The sequence below is a fragment of the Bradyrhizobium sp. NBAIM08 genome (genome assembly GCF_020193935.1).
Taxonomy (GTDB): Bacteria; Pseudomonadota; Alphaproteobacteria; order Rhizobiales; family Xanthobacteraceae; genus Bradyrhizobium; species Bradyrhizobium yuanmingense.
This window is the reverse complement of record NZ_JADYVR010000004.1, coordinates 172,514-185,644: the sequence shown is the minus strand read 5'-3', so window position 1 is coordinate 185,644 and position 13,131 is coordinate 172,514. Positions and strand designations below refer to the sequence as shown.

The following is a 13,131-nucleotide window of genomic DNA, read 5'->3' as shown; positions in this document are numbered from 1 at the left end:
ACGGAATATTGCGGGAAACCGCGCCTCGCAGCGCTCCAAATCGTAAACTTTTCCGGGATCTGGCCGAAGTTTCTTGCGGCCCAGCGGCACACGTTTTAGGGTGGCTCATTCCCACAATTGGAGTCGTGAGGCGAAGGGCTTCACGACGCTCGCCAGGAGATGATGATGTCCTTCCTTGCCGCTGCGCTCGACCGTGTGAAGCCGTCCGCGACCATCGCGGTCACGGATAAAGCACGCGCGCTGAAAGCGGCGGGCCGCAACGTCATCGGCCTCGGTGCCGGCGAGCCCGACTTCGACACGCCCGCCAACATCAAGCTGGCGGCGATCCGCGCCATCGAGGCCGGCAAGACCAAGTACACCGCGGTCGACGGCATTCCCGAGCTGAAGGAAGCCATCATCGCGAAATTTCAGCGCGAGAACGGCGTCGCCTACAAGCCGAACCAGATCATCGTCGGCACCGGCGGCAAGCAGGTGCTCTACAACGCGTTGATGGCGACCATCAATCCGGGCGACGAGGTGATCATTCCCGCGCCCTATTGGGTCAGCTATCCCGAGATGGTCGCGCTCGCGGGCGGCGAGCCGGTGGCGGTGGTCTGCACCGCCGCGACCGGCTTCAAGCTCCAGGCCGAGGCGCTCGAGCGCGCGATCACGCCGAAGACCAAATGGGTCATCCTGTGCTCGCCGTCGAACCCGACCGGAGCTGCCTACACGCGTTCGGAACTGAAAGCGCTCACCGACGTGCTGGTGAAGCATCCCCACGTCTGGGTGATGACCGACGACATGTACGAGCATCTCGTCTATGACGACTTCCAGTTCACCACGGTCGCGCAGGTCGAGCCGAAACTCTACGACCGCACGCTCACCGTGAACGGCGTCTCGAAGGCCTATTGCATGACCGGCTGGCGCATCGGCTACGCCGGCGGTCCCGCGCAGCTCATCAAGGCGATGTCGACGATCCAGTCGCAGTCGACCTCGAACCCGTCGTCGATCGCACAATGGGCCGCGGTCGAGGCGCTGAACGGTCCGCAGGACTTCATCCCCGCCAACAACAAGGTGTTCAAGGAGCGGCGCGACCTCGTCGTCTCCATGCTTAATCAGGCCAAGGGAATCGAGTGCCCGCGTCCCGAAGGCGCGTTCTACGTCTATCCGTCGTGCGCCGGCACGATCGGCAAGACCGCGCCGTCGGGCAAGGTGATCGCCAATGACGAGGACTTCGTCACCGAGCTCCTGGAGACCGAAGGGGTCGCCGTGGTGCAGGGGTCGGCCTTCGGCCTTGGACCGGCGTTCCGCATATCCTACGCGACCAAGACCTCGGACCTCGAAGACGCCTGCAAGCGCATCCAGCGCTTCTGCGGCAATCTGCGGTAAGACGGTCTCGGTATGCGATGTCCCCTCTCCCCTTGTGGGAGAGGGTGGATCGCCGCGAAGCGGCGAGACGGGTGAGGGGTTCTCTCCGCGAGTCCCTCTGCCAGTTCAATTCTCGGAGACAACCCCTCATCCGGCGCCATAGCCGAAGCTCCGCTTCGGCGTTCTTAAGAACGGTGGCCGAAGGCCGGCTATGCCACCTTCTCCCACAAGGGGAGCAGGGAAGACAGCACACCGATTCGTAGCGCGCGATCTAGTCCCGCCTGAGTTCTTGTGGCATAGACCCGCAACACGGGTGGGGCGCTCTCTCTGCTCGCATCACATTTTTCGCCGGAGACTTTCATGCGCCGTTCGTTCCTCTTCGCCGGACTCACCGCTGCCAGCCTCATCGCCTCCGTCGTGAACACCGGCGCGCAGCAGCGGATGGCGCGGGTCGGCGTGCTCGAATGCCGCGGCGGCGCCAGCGTCGGCTTCCTCGTGGGGTCGGTGACTCATCTCGGCTGCGTGCTGCGCGCCGACGGCTTGCCCGACGACCGCTACGTCGCGACCATCCGTAAAGTGGGCCTCGACATCGGCATCACCCAGGAGACGGCTTTGGCCTGGGGCGTGTTCGCGCCGGTCGACCGGCTCGGCCCCGGCGACCTCTCCGGCAATTACGTCGGCGCGCAGGGCAGCGCCTCCGTCGGTGTCGGCTTGGGGGGCAACGTGCTGGTCGGCGGCTCCAACAATTCGATCGCGCTGCAGCCGCTGAGCGTGCAGGGCCAGGTCGGCCTCAACATCGCCGCCGGCCTCGAGAGCCTGGAACTCCGTCCGGGCCGTTGACACTTCTGCGTGTGATCGCACCGCGCGAAGCGGCGCGATTTTGCTGACGACGCACCGCAGCGACGTTTGATGCTTGCCAAATCTCGGGGAGGGGCAGAGCATCGGCGTTTGCCGACCCAATCACGGGCCGAGCTCCACACCAAGGAGGCGGCGAAATGGGACAAGACGTCAGAAGTCCCCGAGGTCCACGGTGCATCGCGCTGGTGGGCCCTTTCCAAAGCGGTAAAACCACACTTCTGGAAGCAATATTGGCGCGAACGGGTGCAATCCCGCGCGCCGGCAGCGTCGATGCCGGAACGTCCGTCGGCGACGCCACGCCCGAGGCCCGTCATCACAAAATGACCGTCGGCCTCACTGCCGCCACCACGAGTTTCATGGGCGACAGCTACACCTTCCTCGATTGTCCCGGTTCCGTCGAGTTTGCCCACGACATGCGCGCCGCGTTGCCGGCGGTCGACGCCGCAATCGTGGTCTGCGAGGCCGACGAGAAGAAGCTGCCGCAGCTTCAGATCATCCTGCGCGAGCTGGAAGAGCTGAAGATTCCGCGTTTCCTATTCCTCAACAAGATCGACCGCGCCAGCCAGCGCATCCGTGAGACGCTGGCGATGCTGCAGCCCGCCTCGCGCGTGCCGCTGGTGTTGCGCCAGATCCCGATCTGGAAGGGCGAGCTGATCGAGGGCTTCGTCGATCTCGCGCTGGAGCGCGCCTTCATCTATCGCGAGCACAAGGCCTCCGAGGTGATCGCGCTCGAAGGCGGCGATCTCGATCGCGAGAAGGAAGCCCGCTTCTCGATGCTGGAGAAGCTCGCCGATCACGATGATGCGCTGATGGAGCAGCTGCTCGAGGACATCCAGCCGCCGCGCGATGCCGTCTTCGACGATCTCGCCCGCGAATTGCGGGAAGGGCTGATTTGCCCGGTGCTGCTGGGCGCCGCCGTGCGCGAAAACGGCGTGTTGCGCCTGATGAAGGCGTTGCGTCACGAGGCGCCCGGCGTTGCGGAGACCGCAAAACGTCTTGGCGTACCCGAGGCTAAGGACGCGCTCGGCTATGTCTTCAAGACGCTGCATTCGCAGCACGGCGGAAAGTTGTCGCTGACGCGGCTGCTCGCCGGCCATCTCGACGACGGCGCCACGCTGCAATCCTCATCCGGCGGTGCCGGGCGCATCTCCGGCATCCTCGCCGTCAACGGCGCCTACGACACCAAGCGCGCCTCGGCCGAAGCCGGCGAGACCGTGGCCCTCGCCAAGCTCGATCCGGTCAAGACCGGTGACACGGTTTCGAGCGGCAAGACGGCGCCCGCGGCATTGATCACGATCGAGCCGACGCCGCCGGTGCTCGCGATCTCGGTCGCGGCCACCGACCGCAAGGACGACGTCAAGCTCGGCCAGGCGCTGACGCGCCTGCATGAGGAGGATCCCTCGCTCATGATCGTGCAGAACGCCAAGACTCACGACACTGTGCTGTGGGGCCAGGGCGAGATGCATCTGCGCGTCGCCAGCGAGCGCTTGCGCGACCGCTTCGGCGTCAAGATCACCTCGCATCCGCCTGCGATCGGCTATCAGGAGACCATCCGCAAGCCGATCACCCAGCGCGGCCGTCACAAGAAGCAGTCCGGCGGCCACGGCCAGTTCGGCGATGTCGTGCTCGACATCACGCCGCTGCCGCGCGGCGACGGCTTCAAGTTCGCCGAGAAGGTGGTGGGCGGCGCGGTGCCGCGCAACTACATCCCGGCGGTGGAGGAGGGCGTCGTCGATGGATTGGCGCGCGGTCCGCTCGGCTTCCCCGTCACCGACGTGCAGGTGACGCTGACCGACGGCTCCTATCACAGCGTCGATAGCTCCGATCTCGCCTTCCGCACGGCCGCGCGGGTCGGGCTCAACGAAGGCCTGCCGCAATGCCAGCCGGTGCTGCTGGAGCCGATCCACATGGTCGAGATCGTCTGCCCGACCGACGCCACCGCCAAGATCAACGCGATCCTGTCGGCGCGGCGCGGCCAGATTCTCGGCTTTGACACCCGTGAGGGCTGGACCGGCTGGGACTGTGTCCGCGCCATGATGCCGGAAGCGGAGATCGGCGAGCTGATCGTGGAGCTGCGCTCTGCCACCGCCGGCGCCGGCAGCTTCACGCGCCAGTTCGACCACATGGCCGAAGTCACCGGCCGCGCCGCCGACCAGATCATCGCCGCACATCAGCACGCGGCGTGAGGCGGCTCCCGCTGTAAGGGCCGCACGCCCTCTCACCCTCTCCCCGTTCTTACGGGGAGAGGGTGGGGTGAGAGGCTGTGTCTACACGTGCGGTGAACGTTGGACTCTCGCGCTCTCCTCGCCTTCGTCATTGCTTCGTCGCAAGGGCTCCTCGCAATGACGGAGGAGCCAGACGGGCGGTCGCTTGCATCCATCGCGGGATGATGTATTTTACATCGTTGTATATGTTCTAAATATCACTTATAACTGCTCGTAAGTGAGGCCAAGGTGATCACCTCGTTCCAGATGCGGGCAGCCCGCGCGTTGCTCGGCATCGACCAGAAAACCCTGGCCGAGCTCGCCGGCGTGTCGCTGCCGACCATCCAGCGGATGGAGGCCTCCACCGGCAATGTTCGTGGCGTGGTCGAGACCTTGATCAAGGTGGTCGAGGCGTTCGACCGGGCCGGCGTCGAGCTGATCGGCGAGCAGGCCCGCAGCGACAGCGGCGGACGTGGCGTTCGCTTGAAGGAGCCGGGGCCGCCGCGCCGTGTCGGAGCATGATCGCGCGTTGATCATGCCCGGGATCAAGATGGGCTAGCGCATCGTCGCACCTCGGGACGCACGATGCTTCGGAGCATTGTGGGGCCAGCGGAGCACCTTGCTGACATGAGCATCACGAGCGATCAGGCAGGACGGCTGCACCAGTTGCGTCAGCCGACCTTTGCCGAACTGTATCTGCCGAAGCTCGTCACCGTCTTTCGCGAAGGCTACGGCCTCGCGGATTTCCGCGCCGACGTCTTCGCAGGCCTCACGGTCGCGATCGTCGCGCTGCCGCTGTCGATGGCGATCGCGATTGCCTCGGGCGTGACGCCGGACCGCGGCCTCTACACCGCCGTCGCCGGCGGCTTCATCGCCTCCTTGCTCGGCGGCAGCCGGTTCCAGATCGGCGGCCCTGCCGGTGCCTTCATCGTTCTGGTCGCGGCGACCGCGGAGCGGCACGGCGTCGATGGCGTCATCCTCGCCACCATGATGGCGGGCCTGCTCCTGATCGCCGCGGGCCTGCTGCGCGTCGGCACCTACATCAAGTTCATTCCCTATCCCGTCACCGTCGGCTTCACCGCCGGCATCGCCGTCATCATCTTTGCCAGCCAGCTCCGCGATCTCTCCGGCATCACGCTCGCGGGCAAGGAGCCCAGCGAGTTCGTGCCCAAGCTCGTCGCGCTCGCCGGCGGCCTCAACACGATCAATCCGTCCGCCGTCGCGGTCGCCCTCGTCAGCATCGGCATTATCGCCGCCTTGCGCCGCTGGCGGCCGTCCTGGCCCGGGATCCTGATCGCGGTCGTGTTTGCAGCCGTCGCTAGCGCGGTGCTGTCGTTGCCGGTCGAGACCATCGGCTCGCGCTTCGGCGGCATCCCGCGCGAATTGCCATCGCCGGCGCTGCCCGCGTTCTCACTGGAAAAGGCAAGGGCGGTGTTGCCGGATGCGATCGCCTTTGCGTTGCTGGCGGCGATCGAATCGCTGCTGTCGGCGGTGGTGGCCGACGGCATGACCGGCCGCCGTCATCGCTCCAATTGCGAGCTGGTGGCGCAAGGCGCGGCCAATATCGGCTCGGCGCTGTTCGGCGGCATCTGCGTCACCGGGCTGATCGCGCGCACCGCGACCAACATCCGCGCCGGCGCGCGCGGGCCGCTCGCGGGCATGCTGCATTCGGTGTTCCTGCTTTTGTTCATGCTGGTCGCGGCGCCGCTCGCAAGCTACATCCCGCTGGCCGCGCTGGCCGCGGTGCTGGTCGTGGTGGCCTGGACCATGGCGGAGAAGCATGAATTCGCAACTCTGCTGCGCTCGTCATGGGGCGATGCGGTGGTGCTGCTCGCGACCTTTCTGCTCACGATCTTCCGCGATCTCACCGAGGGCATCCTGGTCGGCTTCGCGCTCGGCGCGGTGCTGTTCATCCATCGCATGGCGGAGATGACGGGCATCGAGGAGCGCTCGCCGCTGGTTGCGGATGATCGCCCCGACGACGGCAACGGCGACCGTGTGCGTTACGATCCCGCGCTTGCGGTCGACCGCGACGTGCTGGTCTATCGCATCACCGGCGCTTTCTTCTTCGGCGCGGCCTCGGCGATCGGCGGCGTGCTCGACGGCATTGCCGACCGGCGCAAGGCCTTCGTGGTCGATTTCGCCGCGGTGCCGTTCCTGGATTCGACCGCGGCCAACGTGATCGGCCGCGTCGCCGCCAAGGCGCACCGCCAAGGCATCCGGCTGTTCATCACGGGGGCCTCGCCCACGGTCCGCCGCGCGCTGCTCACCCATGGCGTCACGCCGCCGCGCGCGCGCTATCGCACGAGCCTCGAGCGCGCCATCGCCGACATCAAGGGCCGGGCCGCCGACGAGACCGCTGCGAGCTGACCGCGCGCGCTTGACAGAGCGGGCGCGACGCGAAATGGATCGCCTCGGAAACGACCCGAGGGAAAGATGACCGCGCCCAAGCCCCCTGCAGCCTGTCTGATCGGATGGCCGGCCGCGCATTCGCGCTCGCCGCTGATCCATCATCACTGGCTGCGCACGCTCGGCATCGAGGGCGGCTATGTCATCGAGGCGGTGCCGCCCGAGGATCTGCGCGATTTCGTGCTGCGGCTGTCGCTGCGCGGCTTCGTCGGTGCCAACGTCACCATCCCGCACAAGGAAGCCGTGCTGGCGCTGTCGACGCCCGACGCGCGCGCCAGGGCCGTCGGCGCCGCGAACACGCTGTGGTTCGCCGACGGCGAGCTGCGCTCAACCAACACCGATGTCGAAGGCTTCATCAACAATCTCGACGCCAGCGCGCCCGGCTGGGACATGGCCGAGGAAGCGCTGGTGCTGGGCGCCGGCGGCTCCTCGCGCGCAGTCGTGTTCGGCCTGCTGGAGCGCGGCATCAGCTGCGTGCATGTCGCCAATCGCTCCATCGCGCGGGCCGAGACCCTGGCACAACAGTTCGGATCGAACGTGCATCCGCTGCCGTGGGACGCGATCGGCGAGGTGCTGCCGCGCGCAAAGCTTCTCGTGAACACGACCTCGCTCGGCATGCATGGCCAGCCTTCACTCGACGTCGACCTCGCGCGCTTGCCGCAAGATGCCGTCGTCGCCGACCTCGTCTACGTTCCCCTGGTGACGCCGCTGCTCGCCGCGGCGACGGCGCGCGGCCTGAAGACCGCCGATGGGCTCGGCATGCTGCTGCATCAAGCGGTGCGCGGCTTCGAGCTGTGGTTCGGGCGGCGGCCCGAGGTCACCGCCGAGCTGCGCGCATTGGTCGAAGCCGATCTCACGAAGACTTGAGAGGGGCGCGGCGAATAGCACACCATCTCTGGAGTTCTACGTCGTGGGACAATCGGAGACCGCCATGCCTGTTCAACGTGCAACTTTCACACGCCCCCTGATCGCCGTCGCGATGGTGGTCGTCTCGACCTACTGCGCCTTCGCCCAGAGAGCGCCGGTGCCGACGCGCGTGCGCGGCACCATCGAAAGCGTCAATGGCGACACCATGCAGGTCAAGTCGCGCAGCGGTGAAGAGCTCAAGCTTCGCCTCGCCTCCGACGTGAACGTGTCGGGCGTCACGAAGATTTCACTCGCCGACATCAAGCCGGGCTCGTTCATCGGCGCCACCACCGTGCCGGGACCGGACGGCAGCCAGAACGCCGTCGAGGTGCACGTGTTTCCGGAAAGCATGCGCGGCACCGGCGAAGGCTCGCGACCCTGGGACCTCAAGCCCAACTCCAGCATGACCAATGCGACCGTCGCGGAGAGCGTCGTCGGCAATGACGGTCACACGCTGCTGGTCAAGTACAAGGACGGCGAGAAGAAGGTGTTCGTCGCCGACGACACGCCGGTCGTGACCTTCGTGCCCGGCGACAAATCCGAGCTGAAGCCCGGTGCCAAGGTCATCGCCTTCATGAAGCAATTGCCCGACGGCTCGTTCGAGACCAACCGCGTCAGCGTCGGCCGAGACGGCCTGACGCCGCCGATGTGAGGGGCTGTGAGACGCGCACCTGCCGCCTGAAATGCCGCCGTCGTCCCGGACAAGCGTCAGCGCAGGTCCGGGACCCATAACCACAGGGAAAAGTTGTTGCGCGAAGCAGGCCACTCCGAGTCCCCATAGCCACACCCGCCTGTGGCTATGGGTCCCGGATCGGCGCGCGCTTTGGGCGCGCTTGTCCGGGACGACAGTGATTATTGCTGCGGCATCCCGGCAGACGCACTCACACCGCAATCACGTGATCGTCGATCTCGTCCACCCGGTTGACGCCGCACAGGCCCATCGTGGTGAGCAGCTCCTTCTGGATGATGTCGATCGCCTTGGCGACGCCGGCCTGGCCGCCGGCACCGAGGCCATAGGCATAGGCGCGGCCGATCATGCACGACTTTGCGCCGAGCGCCAGCGCGCGCATCACGTCCTGGCCGGAGCGGATGCCGCCGTCGAACATGATCTCCATCCTGTCGCCCACCGCGTCCGCGATCTCGGGCAGGACCTCGATCGAGGACGGCGCGCCGTCGAGCTGGCGGCCGCCGTGGTTGGAGACCACCAGCGCCTGCGCGCCGGTCTTGGCGGCTTCCTCGGCGTCCTCGACGTCGAGGATGCCCTTAATGATCAGCTTGCCCGGCCAGATGCTGCGGACCCACTCGACGTCCTTCCAATTCAAGGAGGTGTCGAACTGCGAGGCCGTCCATTCGGCGAGGCGGTTGAGATCTTCAGTGTTCTTCACGTGGCCGGCGATATTGCCGAAGGTGCGGCGCTTGCCCTGCAGCACGCCGGAGACCCAGGCGGGCTTGCTGGCGAAGTCCAGCAGCTTCGACAGCGACCATTCCGGTGGCACCGTCATGCCGTTCTTGATGTCGGCATGGCGCTGGCCGATCACCTGCAGGTCGACCGTGAGCACCAGCGCGCTGCACTTGGCGGCCATCGCGCGCTGGATCAATTCCTTGATGAAGCCGCGGTCCTTCATGACGTAGAGCTGGAACCAGAACGGCTTCTCGACACTGGCGGCGATGTCCTCGATTGAACAGATCGACATCGTCGATTGCGTGAACGGGATGCCGGCGGCCTGCGCGGCGCGGCAGGCGTGGATCTCGCCGTCGCCGTGCTGCATGCCGAGCAGGCCGACCGGCGCGAGGATCAGCGGCATCGTCGACGGCTCGCCGAGGATCGTGGTCGAGGTGTCGCGCTTGGAGACGTCGACCAGGATGCGCTGGCGGAACTTGATCGCCTGCATGTCCTCGCGGTTGGCGCGCAGCGTCTCCTCGGCGTAGGAGCCGCGGTCGCAATAGTCGAAGAATGCCTTCGGCACGCGGCGCCGATGCAGCGTGCGAAGATCGTCGATACAGGTAATATGCTTCATGTCGTTTCCCCGGCCCGTCACGTATCAAACAGTCTTGCATCGGAAGATTTCGGGGTCATCTAGCATGGTTGGATGCACAGCCAAATCGTTTGCAGAACGTTTTGGAAGGAGAGTGCCAAGGAGAGCGCCATGACGAAGCCGCACGCAGGACCTTCGCCGGAAGAGATCAAGGAGAAGCATGATCTCGAGGAGGCGCTGGAAGAAGGACTTGAGGAGACCTTCCCGGGCTCCGATCCCGTCAATGTCACCCAGCCGGCGCCGAGCCGCGCGGACGGCCATGTGAAGCGCTCGGATTAAGGCGAGTTCCACCGCTTTTCGCTGGTCACGCCGGAATTGCAATGTTAACAATGTGTTATCGGGGGCGGTCGCGGCGCCGGTTCCGTAATGATTCATCATATTTTTTGAAGCCAAGTTAGCCGCGATAGCTTTATAAGACCTCGGCAAATCAGGGATGCGGGTCCCGTTGGGGCAGCCCGTGGTTGTAGAGGGGAGTCCCTGGTTGTTGCTTGGGGGACGATATGAGCCGCAAATATTTCGGGACGGACGGGATTAGGGGCCGCGCCAACGGACTGATCACGCCGGAGCTCGCGCTCAAGGTCGGCCAGGCCGCGGGCCTTGCGTTTCAGCGCGGCGACCACCGCCACCGCGTCGTGATCGGCAAGGACACCCGTCTGTCCGGCTACATGATCGAATACGCCATGGTGGCAGGCTTCACTTCGGTCGGTATGGACGTGCTGCTGGTCGGCCCGATGCCGACGCCGGCGGTCGCGATGCTGACCAAGTCGATGCGCGCCGATCTCGGCGTGATGATCTCGGCCTCGCACAATCTGTTCGAGGACAACGGCATCAAGCTGTTCGGCCCGCAGGGCTTCAAGCTGTCCGACGACGTCGAGCGGCAGATCGAGCAGTTGCTCGACGAATCCCTCGACAAGCGGCTCGCCCAAAGCGCGAGCCTCGGCCGTGCCCGCCGCATCGACGGCGTGCATGACCGCTACATCGAATTCGCCAAGCGCACGCTGCCGCGCGACCTCTCGCTCGAGGGCCTTCGCGTCGTGATCGATTGCGCCAACGGCGCCGCCTACAAGGTGGTGCCCGAGGCGCTGTGGGAATTGGGCGCCGACGTGGTGCCGATCGGCGTCGAGCCCGACGGCTTCAACATCAACAAGGATTGCGGCTCGACCTCGCCGGAGGCGCTGTCGAAGAAGGTGCGCGAGATGCGCGCCGACATCGGCATTGCGCTGGACGGCGACGCCGATCGCGTCATCCTGGTCGACGAGCGCGGCCATGTCGTCGACGGCGACCAGCTGCTCGCGGTGATCGCGCAGAGCTGGAAGGAGGACGGACGCCTTTCGCGTCCCGGCATCGTCGCCACCGTGATGTCCAATCTCGGGCTGGAGCGCTTCCTGCAAGGGCAGGGCCTCGAGCTCGTGCGCACGCCGGTCGGCGACCGCTACGTGCTCGAGCAGATGCTGAACGGCGGCTACAATCTCGGCGGCGAGCAGTCCGGCCACATCATCCTGTCCGACTACGCCACGACCGGCGACGGTTTTGTCGCCGCATTGCAGGTGCTCGCCGTGGTGCAGAAGCTGCGCCGCCCGGTGTCCGAGGTCTGCCACCGCTTCGATCCGCTGCCGCAGATCCTCAAGAACGTCCGCCACAAGGGCGGCAAGCCGCTCGATGATTCCGACGTCAAGTCGGCGATCTCCGACGGCGAGAAGCGCCTCAACGGCCACGGCCGCCTCTTGATCCGCTCCTCCGGCACCGAGCCCGTGATCCGCGTCATGGGCGAAGGCGAGGACCGTCACCTCGTCGAGGACGTCGTCGACACCATTGTTTCGGCATTGGGGCAGGCCGCGGCTTGAGTCCTTCCTTCTCCCCTTGCGGGAGAAGGTGGCGCGAAGCGCCGGATGAGGGGTTCTATCCGCTCGCAACACAGCTCGTGAGGATAGAAACCCCTCACCCGTCTCGCCGCTAACGCGGCGAGCCACCCTCTCCCACAAGGGGAGAGGTAAGAGGCGCATCCCAGCCATTTGCGATTGACGCTGGTCCCACCGTCGCTTGCGTCGTAATCAGCACCTCGCGGCAATCTGCCGCGCCGGATTGCCGCCTTGAACAAGCCTGTCGTCGTCTCAGAGGAAACGCTGACCGAGCCCGTCGTCGTCGCAGAATTGGCGCCGGCCGCCGCCAAGGGGCCGGCCTATATCGTGCTCGCCGGCATCAGCGTCTCGCACTTCCTCAACGACACCATGCAGTCGCTGATCGCCTCGGTGTACCCGATCCTGAAGGACGCCTACGCGCTCGACTTCGCGCAGATCGGCATGATCACGCTGGCATTCCAGTTCACGGCCTCGCTGCTGCAGCCGGTGGTCGGGCACTACACCGACAAGAAGGCGCAGCCCTATTCGCTCGCGGTCGGCATGGCCTCGACCTTCTTCGGCCTGCTGCTGCTTAGCGTCGCGCACCAATATCTCGTCATCCTCGTCGCCGCCGCGCTGGTCGGCCTCGGCTCGGCGGTGTTTCACCCGGAATCGGCGCGCATCGCGCGGCTCGCCTCGGGCGGACGCTACGGCTTTGCGCAATCGGTGTTCCAGCTCGGCGGCAGCTTCGGCACCTCGATGGGGCCGGTGCTCGCCGCGTTGATCGTGGTGCCGTTCGGGCAGGGCAGCATCGCCTGGTTCTCCTCGATCGCGTTTCTCGCCATCCTGATTCTCTGGCGCATCGGGCGCTGGTACGCGCCGCAGATCGCGACGAAGAAAGCGGCGCCCGTCCACACCCAGCCCGGTGCGCCGAGCTCGCGCCGTGTCGCGGTAGCGCTCGCAGTGCTCGTCGTGCTGTTGTTCTCCAAGCAGCTCTACGTTTCGAGCCTGTCGAGCTATTAATCTTCTACCTGATCGACCGTTTCGGCGTGTCGACGCAGGCAGCCCAGATCTATCTCTTCGTCTTTCTCGCGGCGAACGCCGTGGGTGCGTTTCTCGGCGGTCCGCTGGGCGACCGCTTCGGCCGCAAGATCGTGATCTGGATCTCGATCCTCGGCGCGCTGCCGTTCACGCTGGCGCTGCCCTATGCCGGGCTCGTTGCGAGCGCGGTGCTCAGCGTCGCCATCGGCCTGATCATCTCCTCGACGACGTCGTCGATCATCGTGTTTGCGCAGGAGCTGGTGCCGCACCGCTTCGGCATGATCTCCGGCGTGTTCTTCGGCGTCGCCTTCGGCATCGGGGGCCTGGGCGCGGCCGTGCTCGGCAAGCTCGCCGACCACACCTCGATCGAGTTCGTCTACCAGGTCTGCGCCTGGCTGCCGGCGATCGGGCTGCTCGCGGTGTTCCTGCCCAAGCTGCCGCGAAACGCGCGTTAACGCATCCTCTCTTGCCGCGTTGCGGCTTCACACATCG

10 protein-coding genes and 1 pseudogene are annotated in these 13,131 nt (G+C 66.0%); 10 read left to right on the top strand and 1 reads right to left on the bottom strand.

Going from position 1 to position 13,131, the window contains the following annotated elements; genetic code table 11:
- Positions 1 to 165: 165 nt before the first annotated feature.
- The 7 genes from I6F37_RS15455 to I6F37_RS15425 all read left to right on the top strand — a co-directional run bounded on the left by I6F37_RS15455 (position 166) and on the right by I6F37_RS15425 (position 8,376).
- A complete protein-coding gene (locus I6F37_RS15455; RefSeq protein WP_225114096.1) occupies positions 166 to 1,368 on the top strand; it encodes a pyridoxal phosphate-dependent aminotransferase in 1,203 nt (400 codons plus the stop codon).
- 339 nt (positions 1,369 to 1,707) lie between these two features.
- The gene (locus I6F37_RS15450; RefSeq protein ID WP_225114095.1) at positions 1,708 to 2,187 is read left to right on the top strand and encodes a DUF992 domain-containing protein; all 480 of its coding nucleotides are present in this window, start codon (positions 1,708 to 1,710) and stop codon (positions 2,185 to 2,187) included.
- A 155-nt stretch (positions 2,188 to 2,342) separates the two neighbouring features.
- Entirely contained in the window at positions 2,343 to 4,391 is a 2,049-nt protein-coding gene (locus tag I6F37_RS15445) for an elongation factor G (RefSeq protein WP_036009483.1), read from the top strand.
- A 267-nt stretch (positions 4,392 to 4,658) separates the two neighbouring features.
- A complete protein-coding gene (locus tag I6F37_RS15440) occupies positions 4,659 to 4,931 on the top strand; it encodes a helix-turn-helix domain-containing protein (RefSeq protein WP_008566993.1) in 273 nt (90 codons plus the stop codon).
- Between the two features lie 105 nt (positions 4,932 to 5,036).
- A complete protein-coding gene (locus I6F37_RS15435; RefSeq protein ID WP_225151843.1) occupies positions 5,037 to 6,779 on the top strand; it encodes a SulP family inorganic anion transporter in 1,743 nt (580 codons plus the stop codon).
- A gap of 66 nt (positions 6,780 to 6,845) precedes the next feature.
- The gene (locus tag I6F37_RS15430; protein ID WP_036009498.1) at positions 6,846 to 7,685 is read left to right on the top strand and encodes a shikimate dehydrogenase; all 840 of its coding nucleotides are present in this window, start codon (positions 6,846 to 6,848) and stop codon (positions 7,683 to 7,685) included.
- A 64-nt stretch (positions 7,686 to 7,749) separates the two neighbouring features.
- Positions 7,750 to 8,376 (top strand): hypothetical protein, encoded by a 627-nt coding sequence (locus I6F37_RS15425; RefSeq protein WP_036030974.1) that lies wholly within the window; start codon positions 7,750 to 7,752, stop codon positions 8,374 to 8,376.
- A gap of 229 nt (positions 8,377 to 8,605) precedes the next feature.
- On the opposite strand, the gene I6F37_RS15420 is transcribed toward I6F37_RS15425, so the two are convergent.
- On the bottom strand, positions 8,606 to 9,742 hold the full coding sequence (locus tag I6F37_RS15420; RefSeq protein WP_036009502.1) for an alpha-hydroxy acid oxidase: 1,137 nt from the start codon (positions 9,740 to 9,742) through the stop codon (positions 8,606 to 8,608).
- A 129-nt stretch (positions 9,743 to 9,871) separates the two neighbouring features.
- Here I6F37_RS15420 and I6F37_RS15415 point away from each other — a divergent pair, with 129 nt between their 5' ends.
- The 3 genes and pseudogenes from I6F37_RS15415 (at position 9,872) to I6F37_RS15405 (ending at position 13,094) form a co-directional block, all read left to right on the top strand.
- On the top strand, positions 9,872 to 10,039 hold the full coding sequence (locus I6F37_RS15415) for a hypothetical protein (RefSeq protein WP_167361667.1): 168 nt from the start codon (positions 9,872 to 9,874) through the stop codon (positions 10,037 to 10,039).
- Positions 10,040 to 10,260: 221 nt separating this feature from the next.
- A complete protein-coding gene (gene glmM / locus I6F37_RS15410) occupies positions 10,261 to 11,604 on the top strand; it encodes a phosphoglucosamine mutase (RefSeq protein WP_036009507.1) in 1,344 nt (447 codons plus the stop codon).
- 246 nt (positions 11,605 to 11,850) lie between these two features.
- Positions 11,851 to 13,094, top strand: a pseudogene (locus tag I6F37_RS15405) (MFS transporter).
- Positions 13,095 to 13,131: the final 37 nt, after the last annotated feature.

Coding starts and splice junctions, on each gene's coding strand:
- I6F37_RS15420 (WP_036009502.1), bottom strand. CDS start 9,742: ATGAAGCATATTACCTGTATCGACGATCTTCGCACGCTGCATCGGCGC.
- I6F37_RS15450 (WP_225114095.1), top strand. CDS start 1,708: ATGCGCCGTTCGTTCCTCTTCGCCGGACTCACCGCTGCCAGCCTCATC.
- I6F37_RS15445 (WP_036009483.1), top strand. CDS start 2,343: ATGGGACAAGACGTCAGAAGTCCCCGAGGTCCACGGTGCATCGCGCTG.
- I6F37_RS15425 (WP_036030974.1), top strand. CDS start 7,750: ATGCCTGTTCAACGTGCAACTTTCACACGCCCCCTGATCGCCGTCGCG.
- I6F37_RS15430 (WP_036009498.1), top strand. CDS start 6,846: ATGACCGCGCCCAAGCCCCCTGCAGCCTGTCTGATCGGATGGCCGGCC.
- I6F37_RS15455 (WP_225114096.1), top strand. CDS start 166: ATGTCCTTCCTTGCCGCTGCGCTCGACCGTGTGAAGCCGTCCGCGACC.
- I6F37_RS15435 (WP_225151843.1), top strand. CDS start 5,037: ATGAGCATCACGAGCGATCAGGCAGGACGGCTGCACCAGTTGCGTCAG.
- I6F37_RS15415 (WP_167361667.1), top strand. CDS start 9,872: ATGACGAAGCCGCACGCAGGACCTTCGCCGGAAGAGATCAAGGAGAAG.
- glmM (WP_036009507.1), top strand. CDS start 10,261: ATGAGCCGCAAATATTTCGGGACGGACGGGATTAGGGGCCGCGCCAAC.